This is a genomic window from Amycolatopsis sp. NPDC059027, from assembly GCF_042739735.1.
In the GTDB taxonomy this organism is placed as follows: domain Bacteria; phylum Actinomycetota; class Actinomycetes; order Mycobacteriales; family Pseudonocardiaceae; genus Amycolatopsis.
In genome coordinates this window covers 242,348-266,769 of record NZ_JBHYIK010000002.1, presented here as the reverse complement: position 1 = coordinate 266,769, position 24,422 = coordinate 242,348, and the positions used below count along the sequence as shown (strand labels likewise).

At 69.5% G+C, this 24,422-nt stretch carries 21 protein-coding genes; 10 read left to right on the top strand and 11 right to left on the bottom strand.

From position 1 onward, the window contains the following. Positions 1-79: 79 nt before the first annotated feature. From ACFWY9_RS02310 to ACFWY9_RS02285, 6 genes are all read right to left on the bottom strand, one after another. Positions 80-748 carry a TMEM175 family protein gene (locus tag ACFWY9_RS02310; RefSeq protein ID WP_378325645.1) on the bottom strand — a complete coding sequence of 223 codons (669 nt, stop codon included), beginning with the start codon at positions 746-748 and terminating at the stop codon, positions 80-82. A 69-nt stretch (positions 749-817) separates the two neighbouring features. Further along, positions 818-2,398 carry a helix-turn-helix domain-containing protein gene (locus ACFWY9_RS02305; protein ID WP_378325644.1) on the bottom strand — a complete coding sequence of 527 codons (1,581 nt, stop codon included), beginning with the start codon at positions 2,396-2,398 and terminating at the stop codon, positions 818-820. 5 nt (positions 2,399-2,403) lie between these two features. After that, positions 2,404-3,471, bottom strand: a complete 1,068-nt coding sequence (locus ACFWY9_RS02300; protein ID WP_378325643.1) for a DUF917 domain-containing protein — start codon at positions 3,469-3,471, stop codon at positions 2,404-2,406. Next, positions 3,468-4,559: a DUF917 domain-containing protein gene (locus tag ACFWY9_RS02295; RefSeq protein ID WP_378325642.1), complete on the bottom strand. Its 1,092-nt coding sequence runs from the start codon at positions 4,557-4,559 to the stop codon at positions 3,468-3,470. The genes ACFWY9_RS02300 and ACFWY9_RS02295 overlap by 4 nt, the downstream gene beginning before the upstream one ends. Further along, entirely contained in the window at positions 4,559-6,130 is a 1,572-nt protein-coding gene (locus tag ACFWY9_RS02290; RefSeq protein ID WP_378325729.1) for a hydantoinase/oxoprolinase N-terminal domain-containing protein, read from the bottom strand. Before ACFWY9_RS02290 ends, ACFWY9_RS02295 begins: the two co-directional genes overlap by 1 nt. 82 nt (positions 6,131-6,212) lie before the next feature. After that, a complete protein-coding gene (locus tag ACFWY9_RS02285; RefSeq protein WP_378337963.1) occupies positions 6,213-7,511 on the bottom strand; it encodes a purine-cytosine permease family protein in 1,299 nt (432 codons plus the stop codon). Between the two features lie 408 nt (positions 7,512-7,919). Between ACFWY9_RS02285 and ACFWY9_RS02280 the strand changes: the two genes are divergently transcribed. The 6 genes from ACFWY9_RS02280 to ACFWY9_RS02255 all read left to right on the top strand — a co-directional run bounded on the left by ACFWY9_RS02280 (position 7,920) and on the right by ACFWY9_RS02255 (position 14,440). After that, positions 7,920-8,672 (top strand): GGDEF domain-containing protein, encoded by a 753-nt coding sequence (locus tag ACFWY9_RS02280; protein WP_378337962.1) that lies wholly within the window; start codon positions 7,920-7,922, stop codon positions 8,670-8,672. A 338-nt stretch (positions 8,673-9,010) separates the two neighbouring features. Continuing rightward, positions 9,011-10,534: a M1 family metallopeptidase gene (locus ACFWY9_RS02275; RefSeq protein ID WP_378337961.1), complete on the top strand. Its 1,524-nt coding sequence runs from the start codon at positions 9,011-9,013 to the stop codon at positions 10,532-10,534. Positions 10,535-10,741: 207 nt separating this feature from the next. Then, complete coding sequence (locus ACFWY9_RS02270) at positions 10,742-12,673, top strand: protease pro-enzyme activation domain-containing protein (RefSeq protein ID WP_378337960.1); 1,932 nt, start codon at positions 10,742-10,744, stop codon at positions 12,671-12,673. Positions 12,674-12,851: 178 nt separating this feature from the next. Beyond that, on the top strand, positions 12,852-13,226 hold the full coding sequence (locus tag ACFWY9_RS02265) for a Na-translocating system protein MpsC family protein (protein ID WP_378325636.1): 375 nt from the start codon (positions 12,852-12,854) through the stop codon (positions 13,224-13,226). Positions 13,227-13,442: 216 nt separating this feature from the next. Then, a complete protein-coding gene (locus ACFWY9_RS02260) occupies positions 13,443-14,018 on the top strand; it encodes a cysteine dioxygenase (protein ID WP_378337959.1) in 576 nt (191 codons plus the stop codon). Further along, positions 14,015-14,440 carry a rhodanese-like domain-containing protein gene (locus ACFWY9_RS02255; protein WP_378337958.1) on the top strand — a complete coding sequence of 142 codons (426 nt, stop codon included), beginning with the start codon at positions 14,015-14,017 and terminating at the stop codon, positions 14,438-14,440. Before ACFWY9_RS02260 ends, ACFWY9_RS02255 begins: the two co-directional genes overlap by 4 nt. 49 nt (positions 14,441-14,489) lie before the next feature. Here ACFWY9_RS02255 and ACFWY9_RS02250 read toward each other — a convergent pair whose 3' ends face one another. After that, positions 14,490-14,675 carry a hypothetical protein gene (locus tag ACFWY9_RS02250; RefSeq protein ID WP_378337957.1) on the bottom strand — a complete coding sequence of 62 codons (186 nt, stop codon included), beginning with the start codon at positions 14,673-14,675 and terminating at the stop codon, positions 14,490-14,492. A 102-nt stretch (positions 14,676-14,777) separates the two neighbouring features. Then, entirely contained in the window at positions 14,778-16,208 is a 1,431-nt protein-coding gene (locus ACFWY9_RS02245; RefSeq protein ID WP_378337956.1) for an amidase, read from the bottom strand. 192 nt (positions 16,209-16,400) lie between these two features. On the opposite strand from ACFWY9_RS02245, the gene ACFWY9_RS02240 reads away from it, so the two are divergent. The 4 genes from ACFWY9_RS02240 (at position 16,401) to ACFWY9_RS02225 (ending at position 20,074) form a co-directional block, all read left to right on the top strand. Beyond that, on the top strand, positions 16,401-17,138 hold the full coding sequence (locus ACFWY9_RS02240) for a S1 family peptidase (RefSeq protein ID WP_378337955.1): 738 nt from the start codon (positions 16,401-16,403) through the stop codon (positions 17,136-17,138). A gap of 68 nt (positions 17,139-17,206) precedes the next feature. After that, positions 17,207-17,596, top strand: a complete 390-nt coding sequence (locus ACFWY9_RS02235; protein ID WP_378325628.1) for a hypothetical protein — start codon at positions 17,207-17,209, stop codon at positions 17,594-17,596. 77 nt (positions 17,597-17,673) lie between these two features. Then, complete coding sequence (locus ACFWY9_RS02230; RefSeq protein WP_378337954.1) at positions 17,674-18,321, top strand: TetR/AcrR family transcriptional regulator; 648 nt, start codon at positions 17,674-17,676, stop codon at positions 18,319-18,321. Between the two features lie 154 nt (positions 18,322-18,475). Next, the gene (locus tag ACFWY9_RS02225; protein ID WP_378337953.1) at positions 18,476-20,074 is read left to right on the top strand and encodes an alpha/beta hydrolase; all 1,599 of its coding nucleotides are present in this window, start codon (positions 18,476-18,478) and stop codon (positions 20,072-20,074) included. A gap of 66 nt (positions 20,075-20,140) precedes the next feature. Here ACFWY9_RS02225 and ACFWY9_RS02220 read toward each other — a convergent pair whose 3' ends face one another. Genes ACFWY9_RS02220 through ACFWY9_RS02210 form a run of 3 tightly spaced genes read right to left on the bottom strand, consistent with a single transcriptional unit; the run spans position 20,141 to position 24,101 of the window. Then, the gene (locus ACFWY9_RS02220; protein ID WP_378337952.1) at positions 20,141-21,559 is read right to left on the bottom strand and encodes an MFS transporter; all 1,419 of its coding nucleotides are present in this window, start codon (positions 21,557-21,559) and stop codon (positions 20,141-20,143) included. Continuing rightward, a complete protein-coding gene (locus ACFWY9_RS02215) occupies positions 21,559-22,671 on the bottom strand; it encodes an FAD-dependent monooxygenase (protein WP_378337951.1) in 1,113 nt (370 codons plus the stop codon). Before ACFWY9_RS02215 ends, ACFWY9_RS02220 begins: the two co-directional genes overlap by 1 nt. Further along, the gene (locus tag ACFWY9_RS02210; protein WP_378337950.1) at positions 22,668-24,101 is read right to left on the bottom strand and encodes an FAD-binding oxidoreductase; all 1,434 of its coding nucleotides are present in this window, start codon (positions 24,099-24,101) and stop codon (positions 22,668-22,670) included. The genes ACFWY9_RS02215 and ACFWY9_RS02210 overlap by 4 nt, the downstream gene beginning before the upstream one ends. Positions 24,102-24,422: the final 321 nt, after the last annotated feature.

Sequence of the window (24,422 nt, the reverse complement as noted above, 5' to 3'; positions counted from 1 at the left end):
CGCGCGCCGCTTCTTCATGATCGCATCAAATCAACGCGCACCATTCCGGACAACTCGAATGCGTTCACACCGGAACAACTCACCCGACCGAGTGGGCCCGCCGTTCGGTCAGATGATCCGCGACGGACGAGACGACGACCAGGGACAGCCAGACATACCGGCCCCACGAAGGATTGATGAAGCTCACGGGGATGGAGAGCAGGAACACCCCGGCCGCGGTCAAGCCACCGACGATCACCGACCGCGTCGCGCTTCGGGGCAGGCCAGGGCGCTGCAGCCCGGCCCGTGCGGCGTGCGCGGCCATGGCCGTCAGCACCAGCGCCAGCGCGGCGATCACGACCGCGAAGAACACCGGCCCCAGCACGAAGGCGGAGTCCTCACTGTCCAGCCGGGTGGCGAACGGCGACACCGCGATGAAGAACAGCCACAGTATGTTCAGCCGCAGCAGCTTCGGGGAAACCACGTATACGCCACGGAAGAACCGGTGGTGATTCCACCAGAAGAAGGCGATGACCGCGAACCCGACGAGGAAGTTCAGGTATTCCTTCGGCAGTAGCTCCAAAAAGGCGTGCCACACCTGGGAGTTGGTCTTCCCGTGCGGCACCGGCAGATCCAGCGCGAGCAGCGTGATCGCGATCGCGACGACCGCGTCCGAGAAGAAGACCAGGCGATCCTGAAGGTACCGCCGGTCCTCTTCGTCAGTGAAATACGGAGAGCGCTTCCCGCCCGACGGTTCGTCTTGCACCACGAGAGGACAGCCTGCCAGGCACCGGCGTCCTTGGCACTTCGAGGTGATTTCGGGACAAAATCGTGAGACTTAAGTACCGGGAGGGGCGCCGTCGTCGGCCTCGCGGACTTTCGGGCGCAGGGTGCGGCAGGCCAGTTCGACGGCGAGGCGGTCGTCGGGATCGCGGAGGTTGACGCCGAGGATCTTCTGCGCGCGGGCGATCCGGTCGGCGACGGTGTTGCGGTGCAGTCCCAGCGCCGCCGAAGCGGCCACCACCGAGGATTCGTTTTCGAGGTAGGCGTCCAGGGTCGCGAGCAGCGTGTCGTGGTCGGCGAGCGGCGCCAGCAACGTGGTCGCCAGCGCGCGGGCGGTGCGCGACCGGGTCCAGACGCGGACCAGCCTGCCGACGCCGAGCGCGTCGATGTGCACGACGCGGGAACCGGCGTCCAGGCTGTGGTCCTCGACGACGGCGGGGTCGACCGAGAGCGCGGCCTCGCGGGCTTCGTCGATGGTGCGGGCCAGACCGCCGATCCCGGGATGGGTGCGGCCGACCCCACCCGCGATCTCGACGCCGGTCCCCAGCCGCTTGAGCACGAGCCGGATCGAGGAGATCAGCGATTTCACGTTCTGCGGCGAGGAATCGAACGTCGCGGTGTGCCAGGCGACCCAGCCGTCGGACTGTTCGACCAGCGGGCCCTCGAGGTGACTTTCCCGCAGCACGCGCACGATCTCGTCGCGGTCGGTGACGTGGTCGTTCGGCGGTTCGTCGAGCCGGCGCAGGTAGACGGCGGTGTGCCAGCCGTCCAGCCGCCAGCCGAGGATGGCCGCGCGGTGCCGCACCACCGCCCCTGCCTCCTCGCGCAGCCGCAGCAGATCCGCCAGCAACGTGGTGCGCGTGCGGGCGTCGCGTTCGGCGGCGAGGCGCTGCGTGGCCAGCCAGGACACCGCCCACGGCTCAGCGAGCGCCAGCACGGACTGGGCGATCGCGACACGCGCGGGGGTCGGGCTGGTCAACGCGGCGGTGAGCCACAGCGGCGCGGCCGTCGCGGAAACCGGCTGGACGACGTGGGTGAGCTCGTCCTCGACCACCACCTGTGGCAGAGCCAGATCGCGCCGGAAGGAGGACGGCGAATGCGCGCCGTGCACGAGCGCGCCGTCCGGGCTCAGCATGCTGACCGGGGCCCGCAGCACCTTCGCCGCCGCGTCGGCCACCGCCCCCAGGTTGTCCGCCTGGCCCCGCATCTGCCGCACGAACTGCAGGACCTGTTCGGCCCGCGCCACCTCCGGGGTGGCGACCAGTTGCGCGAGCTGAAGCGCGACGTCGTGCGTGCTCACTTCACGGGGCAGGAGGACCATCGGGAGGCCGAGCCGCTCGGCGAGCAGCAGGCTGGTGGCCAGTGGCCCGCGGCTTCCGCCGGGCAGCACCAGCCCGGCGACCCCGGCGAGCGCGCAGCGCCGGATCCCGGCCTCCACCTGCCAGCCCGTCGCGTCGCCGAGCTCGGTGACCACGATGAGGTCGCCGGGCCCGAGCCCGGTGGCGTCGACCCCCGGCCGCACCCGTACCCGGTGCACCACGGCGTCGCCGGTCTCGCCGCCGACGACCTCGGCGCCGGCGAGCACCGGATGCGCCACCAGCTGGCGCAGGGCAAGGGGATCCGCGGGCTCCGTCACCGCATTCAGCCTTTCGCTCTCCGCACCGGTTCGGCGTCGAGGCCATAGGCCCGCGGCTCGACCCTGGGCAGGATGTCGGGATGCCACAACCGGTCCGGCACCGGCAGGGCGAGGACCACGACCTCGTGGCCGCGCCGGACCTCGCCGGTCTGGATCACCTGGAGACTGTGAGTGTCCAGCAGGCAGATCACGTCGGGCGTGGTGGCCACCACCTCGCCGTCGCGCAGCACCATCGCGTATTCGTTCTGCATTTCGACGCGCAGCACCTGTTTGCCGTCCGTGGTGCGCAACGCTACCGAGCCGCTGGAAAAGCCCTTCCCCGCGTACCGGTGCACCTCGAGAACCGTGCCCTGGCCGAGATGGTCGGCGCCCAGCCGCTCGGCCAGTTCCGGGCCGTCGAGGCCGGCGTCCGCACCCGCGCGGTACCGTCTGCCGAGCCGGATCGCGGCCCAGACCGTGCCGCGCAGGGCGATCCGGCGATAGGTTTCCGCGCTCAGCGGCGGATAGGCGAGTGCCGCCCAGCCGCCGAGCCCGGTCAGTGCGCCCCGCATCACCCGTTCCGCGGTGCGCGGGTCGACGCCGTCGACGACCATCGCGGCGCCGTGCGCCTCCGCGCACACCCACGCTCCGGTCAGGCCGGGTTCCATCACGGTCTGGTCCAGCCGGGAGAACGCCCGGCCCATCAGATCCGCGTCCACCACGGGTTTCCCCGTCTGCACCGCGGCGATGAACGGGAAGAGCGCGTTGCTGCCGCCGACCTCGACCACGCCGATGGCGTCGATGTGCACGCCGTGGTACTTCTCGGCGACCGCGACGCAGCGGCTCAGTTCGTCCCCCGCGGGCAGCTTTTCGATCCCCACCGAGGCGGTGGACCCGGCCACCGCCACGGTCAGCACCCAGCCCTCGGCGAGCGTGTCGACGGCGACGACCTCGACCCTGGCTCCCCCGGCCATCTCGCGGTTCAGCCACAGCGCGCCCAGCCGCGGCTCGCCGCCCCCACCCGAACCGAGCAGGCTCGCGCCCCACCGCAGCGCGTCGACGTCGTCGACGCTCAGCACCTGCCCCTCGGTCACGCGAGCTCCTCCACCGGGGCGAAATCGGCGTCGATCCCGAAGGCACGCGGGCCGAACACCGCCAGCGCCTCGGGCGTGCGCATGATCGGGGGCGCGGCGATCGCGAACACCGTCACGCGCAGCCCGTAGCGCAGCGCTTCGGTGGTGATCGGCTCGGCGGTTTCTGCGTTCAGCACCGTGATGAGATCGGGCACGATGACGCGGACACGTCCGTCCACCCGCGCCACCAGATGTTCGTTCTGAAAGGACAGTTCGAGCACCGAGTCGTCCACAAAGGACTCGATGACGGCGCTGCCGCGGGCGAACCCGCCGGTGGTCCTGCGTTCGACGTCGACGATCCGGCCGCTGAAAACCGGTGCGGCGTGCGCGTAGGCGGTCTCCTTGAACAGATTCGCCAGCGCCCCGAACGGATCGCGGTAACCCTCCCGCGCTTCCCGCAGGCACCGGCCGATCCGCAGGGCGAGCGTGAGCGTGCCGGGAATGGCCGTACGCCGGACGTCGGCGGCGCTCATCGGGAACTGCGCGATGCTCGCCGTCCCGCCCAGCCGTACCGTGATTCCGCGTGCCAGGCGTTCCAGCCGGACGTTGTCGGTGCCGGTGTCGAGCACACCGCGTTCGCCGTGCGAACCGCTGAAAGCCAGCGGCGAGCCGGAAATCCCGTACACGCCGAAGGTCTGCATCTGCAGTTCGGGGAACGCGCGGCCCATGCCGTCGGCGTCGACCACCGGCAGTCCGAGCTGCGCGCCCACCAGGAGCGGGACCATCGAATTGGACCCACCGCATTCGACGGGCATCGTGGCGTCGGCGCGACGGCCGAGATGGTCTTCCAGCGTCCGCAACGCCGTACTCGCTTCGTCGCCGTTGGGCAGCTTTTCGACGCGCACCGTGGGCGCGCCCATCCCGGCGGTCGGGATCACCAGCGCGTCGTCGGGCAGCTCCGCGACGTCCAGCAACCGGACCGTGCGGCCCCGCAGGTATTCGCGCCGCACCAGCAGACGGCCGAGGTAGGGGTCACCGCCCCCGCCGGTGCCCAGCAACGCGGCGCCGGTGGCGATGTCGGGCAGTTCCGCTGCCTGGACCTCCCGCACTACGTCGTCCCCGCCCCGTCCGCGCTCAGCACGAGATCACCGACCGCCTTGACCCGGACGCGGGTGGCGTTGCCCGGCAGGTAGGCGATCGGGATCTCGTCGATGTCCACGATCTCCACGCGACCGGGATCGGCGCCGCCCGCCACGGCCCGGTCGACGGCCTCCTGTTTTGCCGCGTCCAGTACGGCCTCGCGGCGTCCCGGTTCGATCGGGTAGATCCGGTCGACCTCGCCGCCGACCTGCGCGATGGCGGCGCCGATCGCGTTGGCCACGGCGAAGTGCTCGGTCCGGTGCACGGTCCCGGCGCCTTCGAGGGTGTCCGGCACCAGGATCCCGCCGCCCCCGACGACCACGACCGGCGGCCGCTCGCGCGAGCTGCGCATCCGGTCGACCGTGCGGGCGACCTTGGTCTCGATGTCGGCCAGGACCGCGGTCACGAAGTCCTTGCCCAGATGCCGGATCCGGCCGCGGTCGCCGATGTCGAGAATGCCCGCGGCGACGGCGATGTCGGTCGCCGTGAGGGTGTCGCCGCCGAACACCAGCGCCTTTTCGGTGAGCCGGTAGCCGACGCTGTCCGGCCCGACTTCGACATCGCCCGCCTCGCTGCCGTGCACCAGCGAGCCGCCGCCGAGCCCGATCGAAAGCACGTCGGGCATGCGGAAGTTGGTCCGCACCCCGGCCACGATCACCTCGGTCGCCGCCTCGCGGGGGAAACCGTGGCGCAGCACGCCGACGTCGGTGGTGGTGCCGCCGACGTCGACCACCGCGCAGTCGGTGAGCCCGGACAGGAAAGCCGCGCCCCGCATGGAGTTCGTCGGTCCCGAGGCGAACGTCGCGACCGGATACCGCCGCGCGTAGTCGACCTCCATCAGCGTGCCGTCGTTCTGGCTCAGGTACAGCGGCGCGACGATCCCCGCGCCCCGCACGGCGTCGGCGAGCCCGTCGACGATCTGCGCGGCCATCTCGCGCAGCGCGGCGTTGATGATCGTGGCGTTCTCCCGCTGCAACAGGCCGAGCCTGCCGATCTCGTGCGAAAGGCTCACGTTCAGATCGGGCGCCTCGGCGGTGAGGATCTCGGCCGCGCGCAATTCGTGTTCCGCGCTGACCGGCGAGAAAACCGAGGAGACCGCCACGCTGCGCACCCCGTGCCCGAGCATGTCGTGCGCGGCGCGGCGGATCTCGTCCTCGTCCAGCTCGGCGATGTCCTGGCCGTCGAATTCGACGCCGCCGTGGCACAGATAGGACTTGCCGCCGACCGCGGTCACCAGCGATTCCGGCCAGTCGACCATCGGCGGCAGCGCCGCTGTCGCGGGCAGTCCGAACCGCAGCGCGGCGGTCGGCGCGAGCCGGTTCGCCTCGACCAGCGCGTTGATGAAGTGCGTCGTCCCGATCATCACCGCGCGCACGGCCGCCGGGTCCAGTTCGGAGCGGACGCGGAGTTCGTGCAGGGCGTTGACGATCCCGGACGTGACGTCCTCGGTCGTCACGCACTTCACCGTGGCGACGACGCGATCGCCGTCCATCACGATGGCGTCGGTGTGCGTGCCGCCGACGTCGATACCAATGCGCAGCGTCATGCGATCGCCTCGCTCCGCGAGACAGTGTCGAATCCCTTTTGGCGCATGATGTCCATGATTCGCTCGCAAGCATCGCTCATGCCCCGGCCAGCTCCCCTTGCGGACGCCGCCGGGTGACGCGCTCGGCGATCAGGTACAGCACGAACCCGGTGACCAGCGCGTTGATGCTGGGCAGCCCGATCGTGACGAACTTGCCGACCAGCGTCGCCGCGGCCCAGCAGACCAGCGTCGCCGGGACCCACGCCGGTGCCCCGGTACGCAGCTGGTCCGGGCCCGCGGCGGCGAGCGCGGCACGCCAGCGTCTGGCGAAGAAGTACTCCGCGACCATGATCCCCGGGATCGGCGGGAAGACGATGCCGAGCAGCGTCAGGAAACCCGTGTAGCTGCCGAGGATCCCGGCCGCCGCGAGCAGGCTGCCGAGCACGCCCACCACCAGCGACATGTGGGCGCGGTTCAGTTTGCGGCCGAACACCGTCTCGGCGAAGTTGACCAGCCCCAGCGACGAGACGTACAGGTTCCAGTCGTTGACCTTGACCGCGGCGGTGACGATCACCAGCAGGCCGAGCCAGCCGGTGGACGAGGTGACGATCGCGATGACGTCGTTGCTGCGCACCGCGTGCGCCAGCAGCACGCCGATCGAGCCGATCACCCATTCGCCGAGGGTGATGCCGACGATGGTCTGCTTGACCACGTCGCCCGGCGAACGGTTGAAGCGGGTCATGTCCGGGGTGATCACCGCGCCCACCATGAACTGGCCCGCCACCAGCGTGACGGCCTGGATCAGGCTCAGGTGCGGGCCCGGTGCCGGGCTGTTGATCAGTTCGCCGAGGTCGTGCCTGCTCAGTTCGGCCACAATGGACACTCCGGCGAGCACGAGGAACGCGGGCACCGCGACATACGCCGTCCACGCCATCCACCGGAAGCCGTAGGTCACGATCACGGTGACGACCAGCCCGAAGATCAGCGACCACACCCAGGTCGGGAGCACGCCGACGAGCCGCGCGAGCCCGCTGCCCGCGATTCCGGACTGGACACCGAACCAGCCGGTCGCGGACAGCCCGATGGCCAGCCCGACCACCGCGGCGCCGCCGCGCCCGAACCCGGTCCAGCGGGCCAGCACCGACGTCGAGAGTCCCTCGCGCTGGCCGATGACGCCGACCGCGATCGCGATCAGCTCCAGCAGCACCGCGCCCAGGGTGAAGGCGAGGAACGCCTGCCAGAACGGCAGGCCGAAGCCCAGTGTCGCGCCGAGCAGGAACTGGCTCAGCGCGGACAGCTGCCCGAACCGCTGGGTCGCCACCGAAAACCACGGGTACCGGGCCTCGGGAGGAACTCGGGTCAGCGCGTAGTCGTCGCGCCCCACGGAGTTCGCCATCCGGTGATCCTTCCCCTCTCACCACGTGCGAGACGCCGGATAGTACTCACGTCGACACGGCGCGTCCATGGGCCATCGGCCCTCTTTCGGGGGAAACGGAAGGCAAAACGCCCTGTCCCGTTGGCCGGGACAACGGACAAATTCAACTTTCAACCGTGCAATCCTCGTACTCCTCTCGGCGGATTGACCGGATGTGCGATCCGCCCAGTGCGTCCCGCCCGGATGGGCAACTCGCACGTAGCCGCATCGGCACCGAATGGCTACCGTCGGTCATTCAGCAAGGTGTGTTTCCGGTGTTGTCCAGTGGGAGGGGGACCGGCCATGTGGCTCCCGCGCGGATGGCGCGCCGCGATCCGCCGAGGTTTCCGGCGCCCCGTGGAGCCGCGGAGCCCGCGCGCCAGGGAGCACGTGGCAGCCACGATCCGCAGGTCACCGAAGTTCCAGACGGGCGAACCCGTCTGCACCGCGTGCGGCAAGCCGCTGGACGAAGGGGCGATGGACTGGCTGACCGGGCTGCTCGATCGCGGCAGCTGGCACAGGCGGGCGACCAACGCGCTGGCCACGGCGCGGGCACACGGCTATCCGGTGTCGCTGCTCATCGCCGATCTGGACTGGTTCAAATGGATCAACGACGTGCACGGGCACCTCGCCGGCGACGACGCGCTCCGGCACGTCGCCCGGATCCTGCGCGCGGTCACCCGGGAACAGGACCTCGTAGCCCGGTACGGCGGTGACGAGTTCCTCGTCCTGTTGCCCGGCACCAGGATCACCGACGCGCTCGCGGTGGCCAGGCGGCTGAACCTCGCCCTCAACGCGGCCAACGTCGCGACCACCAGCGTCCGGGCCGGGCAGACCGACCTCACCGGCCTGACCGCCTCGATCGGGCTCACCGCGTGGCCGCCGGCGGGCGACGCCGGCGTCGGCCTGGACAAGCTCCTGCTGGCGGCGGACGCGGCCCTGCTCGCGGCCAAGCGCAACGGACGCGGGCAGAGCTGCCGCGCCACGCACGCCGACCGGCCGTTCGGCAAAGGCGTCACGTGGAGCTACGACCGGGTCGTGCGGGCGCGGCCACCGGAGACCACGTCGATCCTCGCCGAGCCGGACCCTTCCGGGCACGACCTCGGTGTGCCACACCGGGTCGCGACCCGCCAGCACCCCTGACTCCGACCGTCCACACCGGACAGGCGGGCGGCTCGGACTGGGGGTAGCCGCCCGCCTGTCCGAGGCCGGCCGCGTCCGGTCGGTTTCGGCCTGCCCATAAGTGCAGACGTCGCTTTCTGAACGCACCTCGTTGGAACCGATTCCGCGGCGCCACTTTTTATACCTTTTCGGACATCACGCGTTGTTGCCGACGCGGTGGATCTCTACCATCGAGCCCGCGACGTCGTTCACCAAGCGAACGTCGAACCGGAAAGGGACTTAGGCCACAGACGCACAACTCGTTAGCGTGCTACCTCCACAGTACGGTGAATTTTGCTGCCAAGGGTAAGGAATTCGATGTGAAACGAGTTGCCGCGTTCGCGTGTTCGGTGGCGCTGTGTGCCACGGCGGCGATGCCTGGCGCCGCGGGGGCCACGATCGGTACGCCGGGAGCACAGACTTCCGGAGAGCGATTGATCCCGACTCTGGGCAATGGCGGCTACCAGGTGTCGGATTACGACGTCAGCTTCGACTACGTTCCCGCGTCGACGGTCATGGCGTCCTCGGTGACCATCACCGCGTCCGCGACCCAGGACCTGTCGCGGTTCAGCCTCGACTCCGTGGGTCAGACGATCTCCGCGGTCACGGTCGACGGGGTCGGCGCGAGGTTCACCGTCGATCCGAAAACCGAGAAACTGGTGGTTTCCGCGCCGGTCGGCGTCCGCCGTGGCGACACCTTCACCGTCAAGGTCACGTACTCCGCCGACCGGTCGCTGAATCCCGCCCCGGCGTACGTGCATCTGCCCCCGGGCATGGACTACCCGACCAAGAGCTGGGTGGAGACCCCGGACGGGTTCGCGCTGATGGGGCAGCCGGACCGGGCACACCTGTTCTTCCCCGGCAATGACATCCCGGGTGACAAGGCCACCTTCACCTTCCGGGTCACGGTGCCGCGGGACCGGCAGGTGGTTGCCAGCGGAACGCTGCGGGCCACGCAGCCGCGGGGAGACCGCACCACCTACGTCTACCGCACCGCGAAAGAGATTCCCACCAATGTGGTGCAGGTCGCGGTCGGCAAGTTCGCCACGATCACCCAGCAGGGGCCGCACGGACTGCCGATCGTCAGCCAGATCCCGTCCGCCACGGGCACTTTCCCGGTCCCGGCGGAGATGACCAAGCAGTATGGAATCACGAAGGAGAACGTGCTCGCCCACGCCGCCGAGGCGGCTCGGCGGACTCCGGATCAGGTGCGCTGGCTGGAGCGGGTGCTGGGCGTCCCGTTCCCGTTCGAGAAGTACGGGGTGCTCGGCGTGCTGAGCATGTATGACGGGGTGGCGCTGGAGACGGCCACCCAGTCCACGTTCTCCGTGCTCGGGCTGGCGCTTCCGGCCGACCTCGAATCGGCGACCGAGGTGCATGAGCTGGCGCACCAGTATTTCGGCGACGCCGTGTCTCCCGCGTCCTGGGACGATATGTGGCTCAACGAGGGCCACGCCGAGTACTACCAGAACGTCTATGAGGCCGCTCAAGGCCGTAAGAGCCTGGACGAGGCGATGAAGGGGCTCTACGGGATCGATCAGACCCTGCGCGACCAGAACGGTCCACCGGCCCGTCTCGACAACGCCGCGAGCATCACCATGGGTACCAACGGGCCTGGCACGCTCGCCCTGTACGCGCTGCGCGAGACCGTGGGAGAGCAGACCTTCGCGAAGATCGAGACGACCTTCCTCCGGACCTATCGGGGAAAGTCCGCCGGCACACAGGACTACATCGCGATCGCCAACACGGTGGCCCACCGCGACCTCACGCCGTTGCTGACCAGCTGGCTGTACGACAAGAAGACTCCGCCGATGCCCGGACATCCCGACTGGACGACCAAGTAGGCCACCGCTCGTCACCGCCTCGTCGCGAAGCTGGGTGAGGATGGTCTCGAATTCCGGCGCCGTCGGGCACATAAGGAATTTGTTAGCTCCTGTCTTACGAAAACGAGGTTTGGCCGGAAGTACGGTTCCTCCCGTCTCAGTGGTGGGTGGTGAGGAGGAGCGGTGCGTCGGATCGGATTCCGGTGGGCGGTCGTGGTGGTCTCTGCCATGACACTCACCATCGCGGGAACTGCGGCCGCGGGAGCGGCACCGGATCGGGTGCCGCTCGCCGGCACCAAAATGACGTGGGGGATCGTCGACAAGGGCCCGGTGCCTGTGGACACTCCGGTGTCGGAGACCGTCTATCTCGCGGTCAAGGATCCGGCGGCACTGGCCCGCCGGGCGAAGGAGGTGTCCGATCCGCACAGCCCCGGCTACGGACGGTTCCTCGGCCGGGAGCAGATCCGGGAAGCCAACCGGCTCGACCACGCGCAGGTCGATCGCGTCCGCGCCTGGCTGACCGGGGCCGGGCTGAACGTGACAGCGCCGGATTGGCGGCACCTGACGGTGACCGGCACGTTCGGCCAGCTGAACGCCGCCTTCGCGGTGACCTTCCACGACTACGTCTTCCCGCCCGAGAGCGGGATAAAGGGCCACTACCTGGCGCCGCCCACCGATCTGAGCGTCCCGGCCGAACTGGGCGCCCTGGTGCTGGGCGTCGGTCAGGTCCCGATCCTCGTGCGGGACGCCGGCCAAGCCGCCGCGCCGCGGCGGTCCGCCGAACGCCGTCCGCACCTGGACGCCGGTGCCGCGGCCCAGCAGTGTTCGCAGTACTGGGGCCAGCGGCCCGCGACCGGGTTGCCCCCGGTGAACGGCGCGACTCCGCCGTTGGCGCCGTGCGGGTACACACCCCAACAGCTGCGGCACGCTTACGGGCTCGACAGCCGCGGTGTCACCGGCGCCGGGCAGACGGTCGCCGTGGTGGCTTCGTCGATGGACACCCTCGAACAGGACATCAACACCTGGTCGGACCGCGTGGGCACGCAACGGCTCCGCCCGGGACAGCTCACCCGGGTGCCCTCGCCGGACGGGTCGCCGCCGGAAAAGCCCGGCGACGGCGGGTACGGCGCGATGATCGAGGCCACCATCGACGCCGAGGCGGTGCACGGCATCGCACCGGACGCGAACATCGTCTCGATCGGGGAATCCACCGCGCAGGGCGGAAATCTGCTGGCCGGCCTCAGTTACGCGCTGGACCACACCGACGCGAGCATTGTGTCCCTGTCGCTGGCCAACGACCCCCCGCCCGGGTTGCGGCAGGCCTTCGAGCAGATCTACCAGGAGGGCGCGCTGCAGGGCGTCGGGTTCTACTTCTGCACCGGTGACGGTGGCTTCCGGCCGAACGACACCGGCGGCGACTGGATGATGAACGGCTACGCGGGCAGCAGCTGGGTGACCGCGGTCGGTGGTACGTCGGTGGCGATCGGCCAGGACGGCAAGCGGATCTGGGAAACCGGCTGGGGCACCCCGGTCAGCGACCTGTCCAAGGACGGCACGTCCTGGGAACAGATGCACAGCGAAGGGGGCACCGGCGGTGGCCGGGCCACCGGGCAACCACAACCGTGGTACCAGCACGGCGTCGTCCCGGACCGCTACGCCGCCACCCCGGACGGACACCGCGGCCGGGTCGGCCCGGACGTCGCCTTCGACGCGGACCCGGCGACCGGCATGGTCATCGGCGGCACCCCGCTGAACGGCTCACCCGACAGCGATCCCAGCACCTGGCACTACACCGAGCACACCTTCGGCGGAACCAGCCTCTCCACCCCGCTGTTCGCCGGCGTGCAGGCACTCGCCCAGCAAGCGCGGGGCGGAAAGCGGTTCGGCTTCGCCAACCCCGCTCTCTACCAGCGCGCGGGCACCCCCGCGTTCCGGGACGTCACGGCCTACCGGCTGCCCAGCGGGGATCCCGCCACCGCGGTGCTCTACCGGTCGAACCCCGCCGGCGGGAAAACACCGGAGCTGCACCACTTCCTCGCCACCCAATGGGTCGAGAAGACCGACGAGTACCAGCCCCCCGAGGTCGGATCCGGGTTCGACACCGAGACGGGGCTCGGAACCCCGACCGGCGCCTACCTGTCGTCCTTCAACGGCCACTGAGCCAAGCATCCCCGCCGAAGCCCTCCCCTCGTTTCGAGGCGGAGGGCTTCGGCCACAACGCCGGTCGCCCGGGCAAGGCACGGTAACGGGCGGGCGCCCGGACAGCCGCCCTTTCCCCAGCGCGTCCGAGTAGGGTGACCAGGCGTTACGGACGGAGACGGGGAAGGGACCGATCGGCGTGCAGATCACCCGCGCTCAGCGGGCCGCGGTCGCGGAACGGATCACTCAGCTCGAGCGGTCGTTCTACGGGCGGGGCCCGAGCAACGTCAAGGTTTCGGTGAGCCAGGAGGACCCGGTCAGCCTGGTGGTGCTCTCGATCGACAGCCTGACCGTCGCCGACAGCGTGCTCGGCGACCGGGGCTATCGGGAGGCGGTGCTCCGGCACCACGAGGCACTGCACGAGGCGACGCGGACGGACTTCATCGGCGCGGTCGAGGAGATCGTCGGCGAGCGGGTGCACGCCTACCTCGCCCAGGTGCATCCCGCCACCGGGCACGCGGTCCGGGTGTTCATCTTCGCCGACCTCGGTGACTCGCTGGAACTCGACGCCTGAACCCGAACGCGCTTTCGGCCGATTCCATGATCGCGGCGCGCGGCCTAGGATCGGGCCGTTGACAATTCCACACAGGTCATCGGGCCGTTCGGCAGTACTTCGGCGTCAGCCGGGAAGCGGCGGAACGGCTCGGGACGAGACCATCCGCACGTGGGTCGGGCGAGGGCGTCAGCCGGCGCCGGGCACGCGGCGGGTTCAAGCGGAGGAGCTTGTCTCGTGAAGACACCGAACATCACCCGTGCCCCGGCGCTCCCGGCAGGCCTGCGGCCCTCGGCCGCCGACTTCGACGGCACCCGGGTCCGTCCCCGTGCCCTGCGCCGGATCGTGTCGGCCGTGGCCGGCCGGCCCGCGATCTGGGCCCCGCACGTCCGTTTCGACCTCACCGAACGCTACTTCGTCCGGCTGCACCACGACGCCCGGTTCGAGGTGTGGCTGATCTGCTGGGAACTGGGGCAGGACACCCTCCTGCACGACCACGGCGGCAGCGTCGGCGCGTTCGCGGTGGCGGGCGGTGCCCTGCTGGAGGACCACGCCGAGCCCACCGCGCGGAGACTGCGCACCCGCGTCCACCGGACCGGCGACAGCGTCGCGTTCGGCCCGCGCTACCTGCACAATCTGGTCAACGTGGCGACCGAACCCGCGATCAGCGTCCACGCCTACTCGAAACCGTTGCGCACCATGAACTTCTACTGCTGGCTGCCCTCGGGCGCGCACCACCTGCGGGAAATCCCGTGCGATTCGCCGGAACCGGACACCGGCGATCTCGAAGCGACCGCGGCGAGCCTGCGATGACGGCACCGGAGTTCGAGGACGTGATCTCCCGCCGTCTCGCCGAAGCCAGGGAGAACCTGCCGCGCTACTCACCGGAGGAGGCAGGCGAGGAGATCCGCCGCGGCGCGCTCCTTGTGGATCTGCGCCCGCTGGAATACCGGCTGCGATTCGGGGACATCCCCGGCGCGGTGCCGGTTTCCCGGCACGTCCTGGAATGGCGGCTCGACGTGCACAGCCGCTGGCGGCTCAAGGAACTCGGCTTCGGTGACACCGGCCGCCGGATCATCCTGCTGTGCAACGAGGGCTACACCTCCAGCCTCGCCGCGCATCAGGTGTCGGCGCTCATCGGCCTCGCCGACGTCGGCGACGTACGCGGCGGCTTCGCCGCGTGGCAGGCCGCGGGAATGCCGGTGGTGCCCCGTTCCCCGGAGGTCCACGCGTGAAGGTCCGTGAAGGACTCCTTACCGGCGCTCAATGCCGGTAAGGAGTCCTTCACGGCCTGGCGGGAGCAGTGCCGAAAATCAGGCCGAAGCCGACCAACGCGAGGAAGATCGCCAGCGTGGTGAGGCCGAGGAGGCCCGCGACGAGGGCCAGCGCCAGCGCACGAACGCCGAACCGTCGCAGCAGCAGGCTCAGGTCCGTGTTCCCCTGCCCGGGTCTGTGCGGCGCTCCTTGCATGGTTCGAGTATTCGGCCGCGCCCGGCATCGCGTCCAGCGCACAGTTTCGCTGGGATTCAGCTACCGGATCGATCAATGCCCACGATGCTCCACAGTGGACGTTCAGCGGACCGCTGGACGGCGTTCAGCCCACGGTGCGGCTTGTTCGAGCTGGGCGGCGACGCGGATGAGCACGTCTTCGCGGTTCTGGGCGGCGACGAGCTGGACGCCGGTGGGCAGGCCCTCGGCGTTCCAGCGCAGCGGCAGGGAAATCGCGGGCTGTCCGGTGATGTTGAACGGCGCGGTGAACGCGGCGGTCTGCCCGACGCCGGCGATCAGCTCTTCGGGCGGCTTGGCGTCCGGAGCCAGTTCCCCGAGTTTGGCGGGTGGCGCGGGCATGGTCGGGGTCAGCAGCAGGTCCAGTTCGCCGTCCCACAGCGCGGCCACGCCGCGGGCCCACTGCTGCGAAGCCGTCATCCCGGCCAGCCATTGGGTGGCGGTGACCGATCGGCCTGCTTCGGCGAGCATCGCGTTCATCGGCTCCAGAACCGAGGACGGCAGTTGCTCGCCGAGACGCTGCGACCAGGCGTCGAGTTCCCAGGTGACCACGGCGGCCAGCAACGCGGGCATGGTGTCGAACATCCCGGGCGCGTCCAGTGCGGCGGCCGCGGTGGGTTCCACCCGGTGGCCGAGGGATTCGAGCAGGTGAGCGGCGTGCTCGACCGCGGCCACGCTGTCCGCGTGAGCGGCTTCCCCTGTACCCGGCGCGGTGGTCCGGAAGCCGACACGCAGCTGTCCGGGGTCCGCGCCGACCTCCTCACGATAGGGGCGTACGGGCGGCGGGGCGGTGTACGGGTCACCTGGCGCCGCTCCCGCGATGGCGTCGAGCACGGCCGCCGTGTCCCGGACCGAGCGAGTCAGGACGTGCTCGTGGGTGACCTGGCCCCAGTACTCGCCGAACTGGGGCCCCAGGCTGGTTCGCGCGCGGCTCGGTTTCAGGCCGACCAGCCCGCAAGCGCTCGCGGGGATCCGGATCGAACCCGCCATGTCGTTGCCGTGGGCGACCGGGACCATGCCCGTGGCCACCGCGACGGCCGACCCGCCGCTGGAGCCGCCGGGCGATCGGGTGGGATCCCACGGGTTCCGGGTCGCGCCGCTGGCCAGCGGTTCGGTGGTGATGCTCGTCGCCAGCTCGGGCGTGTTCGTCCGGCCGCAGAACACGAAACCCGCGGCCCGCAGCCTTGTCGCCAGGTGCGAGTCCGCCGGTGCCCGCCAGTCGCGCTCCCGCAGTACCCGCATGCCGCCGTGCACCGGATCGCCCGCGGTGTGGCAGAGGAAGTCCTTCAGCAGCATGGGGACCCCGCGGAACGGCCCGTCCGCCGCCACCTCGCGCCGCGCCTGCTCGAACCGCGTGCTGACCACGGCGTTGAGTTCGCCGTCGAGCCTTTCGATCCGCGCGATCGCGGCGTCGAGCAGCTCCCGCGGCGTGACCTCGCCGCGCCGGACCAAATCGGCCTGGGCCGTCGCGTCGAGCCAGGCGAATTCGTCAATCACCGGCGAGTCCCCACTTCCTTGGTCATGTTCACAATCGGGGATTTCCGGGTATCCCTTCGGGAAAATCAGGCAGGCGGCCGAACCTTCGGCCAGCCTAGGACGTCCTCCTGACACGCATCAAGAACGCGTACTCCTCAGTGGACATAGAGACAATATCCGGTGCGCAACCGGGCAAGCGAGGAAAGGACATCCATGAAACGTCGAATTCGCCGCCTGACCGTACTGCTGCCGTTGCTGGCGCTGGCAGCGATCGTCCCGGCTCCCGCGGCGTCCGCCGTGATCGGCGGATCCGTCAGCACGCATGGCCCATGGGCGGTGCGGATGCTGCTCGACGGCCATCCACAATGCACGGCGACAGCGATCACCCGGGAATGGGTACTCAGCGCGTCCCATTGTTTCTTCGACCACGCCGAATCCATCGCGGATTCCCGCATCGAATTCCGCGTGGGCGACCTCGACCAGCGGAAGGGCACACCGGTTCGCCCGGTGAACGGCAGCAGGCAAGGGGCACCGGTCGCCGACATGATGCTGATCAAGGTGCCGCCGATGAACGTCACACCGGCGACTCTGCCCGGCTCCGAAGCGGTGCGTCCCGGGCAGGTCGTCCGGCAATACGGCTGGGGCGCCACCTGTCAGGGTGACGAAACATCCTGCCAGTCGGATGTGCTGAAGCAGGCGGATCTGCGGGTGCTCGCCTCCGACGATGCGCGATGCGGGCGTTTCACCGTTCCCGGCGGAACCGATTTCTGTGCGGCCAGGATTTCCGGGCTCCCGGCGGGCGGCGATTCCGGCGGACCGGTCATGACCACCGGAACCCTCGGCGAGAACACGATTGTCGGCGTCGTCGACGACTCCGACCGGGACAGCACCGCGGGCGCGGGCGACGTTTCCCAGCAGCTGACCTGGATTCGCCAGGTCATCGGCGGCTGACCAATTTGCCGCCGACGCGGCCGGGCCGGAAGATGAGATCCACGATCACCGGACCAGGAGTGGAATCTGTGAAAACGAAGACCGTGCTGTGCGGCGTTCTCGCCGTCGGCGGGCTCATGGCCGTCTCGGCGTGTTCGAATCCCATCGGCAAGTCCTGGGCGATCACCTACGAGGTCAGTGCGAACGCGGACGGGACCTTGTCCGAGGCCAGTTACGCGCTCTCGCCCGACCGCTACGAGAACAAGGTGGTCCAGCACCCGGTGCCCGGCCCGGTCGGCGTCCCGTGGAAGCAGGAGGTGGTGATCAGCGCCGGACAGAAGGCCGCGGTGACCGCCATGCCCGCCAAGGACCTCACGCTGACCTGCCGCATCCTGCTCGACGGAACCAAGGAACTCGCGAAATCCACCGCGCCCGCCGCCGGTGCGCCGGTGACCTGCGAAAAGGTCACCGACTCCTGACCGTCGGCGGGCAGCGAGTTTGCCCACTCTGTCACTAAGTGACATAATGTCGTTTGAAGACAGAGTGGAGGAACGTCGTGACGCCGAGCACCCGCAAGCCGGGCGCGATGAGCGAGCTGCGTCGCAGCCGGATTCGCCTGGAGATCTCGCGGGAGGCGGCACGACTGTTCTGGGCACAGGGGGTTGCCGGGACCAGTGGCGAGCAGATCGCCGCGTCGGTGGGCCTGTCGGTGCGCACCCTCTGGCGGCATTTCCGCACCAAGGAGAGCTGCGCCGAGCCGATCGTGGCGAAAAGCGCCGAATGGTTCGTGGCGGCACTGCGCCGGTGGCCACGCGAACTGTCCATTGAGGACCACCTCGCCGCGACACGGGCTGAGATACGCCGGACGCCGGAGGAGACGGCCGACGATCTGGCCGGGGTCCGGATGGTGGTTCTGGGGGACACCGAGCCAGCGCTGCGGTCGGCCTGGCTGATGACGTGCGATCACGTGGAGAAGGAACTGGCCGCGGTCATCGCGGACCGGTTGGGGCGTCCCGCCGACGATGTCGAGGTCCGGACGCACGCCGCGGCCGCGGGCGGAGCCATGCGGGTGCTCAACGAGTCCCTCGGCCCCGCCGTGCTGTCGGGCGAAGATCTGACCGGGATCCCGGATCCGTTCCAGAGCATGGCTCGTGCGGTGCGCGTGGCCACCAGCGGGATCGTCGGCGACCCCGTCGATTCCTGAGCCCGCATGCGATCGGGCGGCGTTTTGTCGCGGTCATCCCGCAGTAGGAGCGCGACCGCTACCTGCGGTTGATGTACCCCTTGAGCGCGGCATCCTAGCGTGGGCGCAGTTTCGAGGTCTTCGGCGAAACAAGGTTCGAAGAAGGGGGAAATACATGAGACTGCGTCTCGCCGTGGTGATTCCGGCGGCGGTGGGCGGACTGCTCGCCGGTGTGACACCGGCGCCGGCGGATCCCGCCGCGCCAAGCCCGGCCACCACGAACATCCCGGCCCGCTATTCCGGGCAGACATTGGACTGGCACGCCTGCGTCAAGGACGAACTGGTGGATCTTCCGCCCGGCACCGACATCGCGGGACTCGAATGCGCCACGTACCGCACGCCCCGCGACTGGGAACGCCCGAACGAGCGGCAGGACCTGACCATCGCGGTCAGCAGGCTCAAGTCCACCGGTGCGACCACGGCGTCGGTGTTCACCAACCCGGGCGGCCCCGGCGGGCCCGGCCGTTGGTTGCCGGCCGCGTTCCGCGAGCAGAAAAGACTTCGGGAACACCAGGAGATCATCGGCATCGACACGCGCGGCACCGGCCGGAGCACGAACGTCACCTGCGGCGGCGCGTCCGGCACCGGCAGCGAACTGGACCCGCGCGATCGCGATCCGCGCAATCTCGACCTGATCGTGGACGCCGTCGAGTACACCGCGAACGCCTGCCGCCGGGCCGCCGGCGAACTGGGCCCGCTGATCACGACCTTCCAGAACGTCCGGGACCTGGATCTGCTGCGGGCACTGATCGGCCGGGAGAAGATCAACTGGATCGGGTACTCCGCCGGGACCTGGCTCGGAGCGCACTACGCCCAGCAGTTCCCGCATCGCACCGGCCGGTTCGTGCTGGACTCGTCGACCGAGTTCACCGGCACCTGGCAGAGTTCGTTCGGATGGCAACCGGTCGCCTACGAACGTCGCTGGCGGCAGGACTTCCTGCCCTGGCTGGGCCGCTACGACGCCAAGTACCACTTCGGTACCAGCGGTGAAGCGGCGCGCCAGACCTACGAGAACGTCCGGTACGCACTGACTCGCGAGCCGGTCGAGGTGAACGGCACGAAGATCGGCGCGACCGCGCTGGACGGTTACCTCATCGGCGCGCTCAAATCCAAGAGCCAGTTTCCCGCGATGGCCGGCATCCTGGTGCAGGTCAAGACACTGACCGACGCCCGTACTTCGGCGCAGGCCAAGGACGCTGCCCGTGCGGCGCTCAAGACCACGTTGGCGGAGTCCGGCAAACCCGGTCCATTGCCCGGTCTCACGGCCGATTCCTCCGACGCCATGGCGGCCACGCTGATCACCACCCTGTGCGGCGAGGGCACGTGGCGGGGCAACCGCCAGTCGCTGATCCGTCAGTCGCAGGAGTACATCGACCGCGGCGTGACGCTGTACAACGCGGTCTGGATGCCGGCCCAGATCTGTGCCTTCTGGAAGAACCAGCCCCGGCCGCTGCCGACGATGAACGGCAAGGGTGTTCCACCGGTACTGATCGTCCAGTCCGAACACGATCCGGCCACGCCGATCGAAGGCGCGAGGAAAGCCCACGCCGCCTTCCAGAACTCCCGGATGCTCACCGTCACCGGTGAAGGCGACCACGGCATCTACGCGCTCGGCGGGAACAAGGCCGTGGACAAGATCGTCGACGATTATCTGGTCGACGGCGTCGTCCCGCCGGACCAGAGCGTCCCCGGCCTGCCACTGCCGACTCCATGACACCCGGACACAGCGGGCCCGCCGGTCACCACCGGCGGGCCCGCCGCATTGCTCCACTGTGGACTGTCAGCCCACCGGCTGTGGCAGCGCGGCCTTGCGGTCGAGCAGCAGACTGGCCACGCAGGCCAGTGCGAACACCACCGCCTCGTAGAGCAGCAGATCGGTGAATCCGGTGACATGCCTATCGCGGACGACCGTGGCTTCACCCGCGAGCGCGGCCGTGGGAGAAGCCAGGTAGAACACGACGCCACCGACGGTGAGGCCGAGCGAACCGGCGGCCTGCTGCACGGTGGTGAGCAGCCCCGACGCGGATCCGGTCGCGTCCGGTGGTACGCGGGACAGAGCTTGCGCGAACGCCGTCGTGGTGAACACGCCGAAGCACGCACCACCCACAGCCATGGGCACGGCCAGCTCCCATGGCTGCACGTCGGCACCTCGCATGTCCACAATCGCCGCGAGCGCGAGCATCGACAGCGCCAGCGCCCCGGTCGCTTTCACCAGGACACCGCGTCCCAGCCAGGACGTGATGGGCGCCGACCATCGCGACGCGGCCCCGGTGGCCACCGCGAACGGGAGTTGCGTCAGACCGGCGGCCAGCGCGGAATGCCCGAAGCCCGTCTGCAGATACACCGAAAGAAAAAAGAAGAACGGTGGCACGCCGGCGAAGAAGGCCGCCACGGCGACCAGTCCGGCCCGGAATCCGGGATCGCGCACCAAGACCAGCTTCAGCAAGGGCCACCGGCCGTGGCGCTCCCTGGAGAGCTGGTGTGCGACCAAGACCGCGAGCGCCACTGGAGCGGCGCAGAGCATCACGACCGTCCACAAGGGCCAGTCCGCCGAGTGGCCGACGGCGAGAGGGTAGACGAGCAGGCCCAGTGTGATCACGGACAACGCCGCACCCGCGAGATCCAGCGCTGTCCGCTCCCCCGGTGGCGACTCGGGCAGCAGCCGGAGGCCCCACAACGCCGCGATCCCGACCGGCAGGTTGATCGCGAAGACCAGTCTCCAGTCGAGTCCGGGAACGCGCAGCTGGACGAGCAGGCCGCCGAGCACCGGCCCGGTAACGGTCGCGAGACCGATCGCCGAGCCGTAAGCAGCGAAGAGACGTCCTCGCTGCTCGGGCGGGAATGTCCGCTGGATGATCGAGAGAACCTGGGGAGCCATCACCCCGGCGCCGAAGCCTTGGAGCGCCCGGGAACCGATGAGCCACTCGATGCTGAACGACACCGCGCAGAACACCGAGGCCAGCGTGAAGACCGCCATGCCGATCAGGTACAGACGGCGATAGCCGTACCGATCCCCCAGCCGCCCGGCCGTGATCAGCGTGCACGCGAAGGCCAGAGTGTAAACGGACGCCACCAGTTCCACGGCTCCGGTGGACGCGCCGAGATCCTGCCGGATGGCGGGAGAAGCGACGTTGACGATCGAAACATCGAGGAACAGCATGAACGTCGCGCTCAACAACGCGGCCGTGCGCGTCGCCATCACACGTCCCCGCCGTGCAAAACCACGTCGTGGACGCCCAGGTAGGCGTCCCTGTCGTGATAGCGGCGGGCCAGGTTGTCGCCGTATTCGACCAGTCGCATGTGGACGGCGCGCCGGGGTTCGTAGCGTTGTTCGAGCAGCCGGTCCAGTTCGTGCGCGTCGCGTGCTTCGGTGAGGACCGCGGCCAGGACCGTCGCGTCCTCCATAGTGTAGCTCATCCCTTGCCCGGTCATCGGGTGGCAGCCGAACGTGCTGCCGCCGAGCAGCACCGCGTTGCCGCGGTGATACGGACCGCTGGTGAAGGCCGACACCGGCGCGCGCTCGAAGGCGCTGGCGTCGAGCGCTGCGATACCGTCTTCGTCCGTGACGAAGGAAGCCAGTTTCGTTGCCAGGTCAAGGGACTGCCGGAGGAACACCGCCTCTTCGAGTTCGCTGGGCACCCCGACGAAGACCCGGGCCGAGTCCGCCGTCACGGAGTAGAAGTAGGCGAGCCAGCGGTCGGAGCTGAAGTAGAGCTGACCGCGGGTCCGCGTGCCGGGGATCGTGGTCATCCACAAACCGTGGTCGTAGCTGATCACCCGGCGGTCCGGTTCGATCAGGTCGCGCAGCGGCGTACCCGAGCCGCTGGAGTCGACGAACGCCCGCGCCTTCAGCCGGGTGCCGTCGGAAAGCCCGACCTCGGTCACCGTCGAGCCCTCGGTGTGGATGTCCACCAGGGAGGTGTCGAAGCGTATATCCACAGTGGACAACTCGGCGCATGCCCCGAGCACCGCGCGGACCGTCTCGGCGTAGGGGACGACGAGGTAGTACCCCAGGCCGGTGTGCTCGGCGAAGTCGTAGGACAGCAAGGGGGCGCCGTCGTGGTGGAAGTCGATCGTGGCCCGTTGCAACGCGCCCTGGGACCGCAGTACGTCGAGCAGCCCGTGCTCGGCGAGGATGCGCAGGCCGCGCGGCTTGAGGAAATCGGCACCCTTCGTGCCGACGGTGGGCTTCGCCTCGACCAGCGCCACCCGCAGGCCCTGCCGCCCCAGCAGCATCGCGAGCAGCGATCCGCTGATCCCCGCGCCGAGGATGACGACGTCGACGTCCGACGTCCGCGTCCGGTCGTTCATCGGGGCACCGCCAGGTAACGCCCGGGAGCGATGATGCCGTCCGGGTCGAAGAGATGTTTCAGGCCGCCGAGCGGCTCGTCCCGGTAGCCGGCCGAACGAGCGGCCAGCTCCGAATCCTGCTGGTCGATGTTCGACCGGTAGACCGGGAAACCCGCGCGCAGGAAGGCTTCCCTTGCCGCGAAGCGCAGCGCGTGGGCCCGTTCGATGGCGTCCGGTTCCCGGACGAACGGAACCTGCACGACCATGTTGGTGGAGTGCTGGGAGATCACGTTGAACTCGAGCATGCTCGCGGTTCCGTGTCGTTCGGACTCGGCACGCATCAGCTCGACGGCGGTGACCAGGCTCTCGCGGCGTAGCGGCACCGTCGGCAGGAACATGAGCCACCCCACGGGCGCCTCGTCCGCTTCCGCGCAGGTTCGCACACGCAGGCCCGCCCGCAGCGCGTCGCAGGTCGGTACGCCACGCGCGAACTGGGCACGCGCGTACAAGGGGTCGTCTTCCGTGGTCGTCGCCGTGTCCAGCACACGCACGGACACCGGCGTGGCGGCGTCCCGGAAGACAGCCCGGATAGCGCTTTCCGCATCCTCTACGGCGGCCCGTGAACCGAGCAGCGGCACCTGAATCGTCACCCTGCCCTGGTCGGCGGCGGGCGGGACGGCGGCGGCACCACGGTCCGGGACGACGAAGAGTTCCTTGAGCCGGAGCATCCCGTGTTCCGGTACCCGTGACCTGCCGATCCGGACCAAGGCGCCCGCCCCCGCGCCGAGCGCGTCGCGGGCGAAGGTCGCGTGGACGAGCGTGATCGCCTCAGGCCGGGGAATCAGGCTGATCGCCGCGGCCGTGACGACTCCGAGGTTGGACTGCTGGAAGACCCGGGTCAGGTCGGGGCCCGCGACGCGGCCCGCGCGCCGGTCGTACCGGTCGAGGCCTCCCGTCGTCAGGACTTCACCGGTGCCCAGCACCACCTCCAGGCCCAGCAGATCCTCGGTGCGCCCGCGGATCGTGCCGTCACCGCGTTCGAGGATGTTGCCGACGACGCCGGCGTCCGCGCACCCCGCGGTCACGTTCAGCATCCAGGGCGTGCCCTCCAGCCGCTCGGCGAGCTGCCGCTGCGTGACGCCGGGTTCGACCACGGCGTAGCCCTCGTCGAGGTCGAGTGTGCGGATGGTGTTCATCCGGCTCAGGTCGAGCACGGCGCAGCCGTCGACCACCGGAGACCGGGAGCCCATCCCCCAGTTGCGCCCGGTACTCAGGGGATACAGCGGGATCTTTTCGGCTCGGGCGGCGCGTACGGCTTCCCGGACCTCGTCGACGCTGGCGGGGAACCGCGTCGCCAGCGTCGCCCTGGGACGGTGTTCACCCAGGTCCGGCCTCGGCGCCGCATCGGCCACCGGGCTCGGCACTCTCGGCAGGTCACCGATCGATGTCATATCCGTCTCCCATGCTCCGAAATGAACACAAGCGAACTACGGGCGTTCTGAAAGCGCTTTCTCAATTCAGAAAGCACACCAGCGCGATCTCAGGGGGACGCTCGGGAAGCTCGACAGAGACGTCGTGTACTTTGCGTTACACCCCAGGATTACTATTCACGACAAGGGGACACTATGACCGGAAAGCAGCTGAATACAAGCTTGCAAAAGGGTGAATGTTCCGCCGAAGCACCAGCCGGGCACAAGTGCCCCGGGTGGTGTGGTGGTGCGCCACTCCCGCTGGGGACTCTCGCGAGGCGCGCGCAGAGACAGCGACGACAC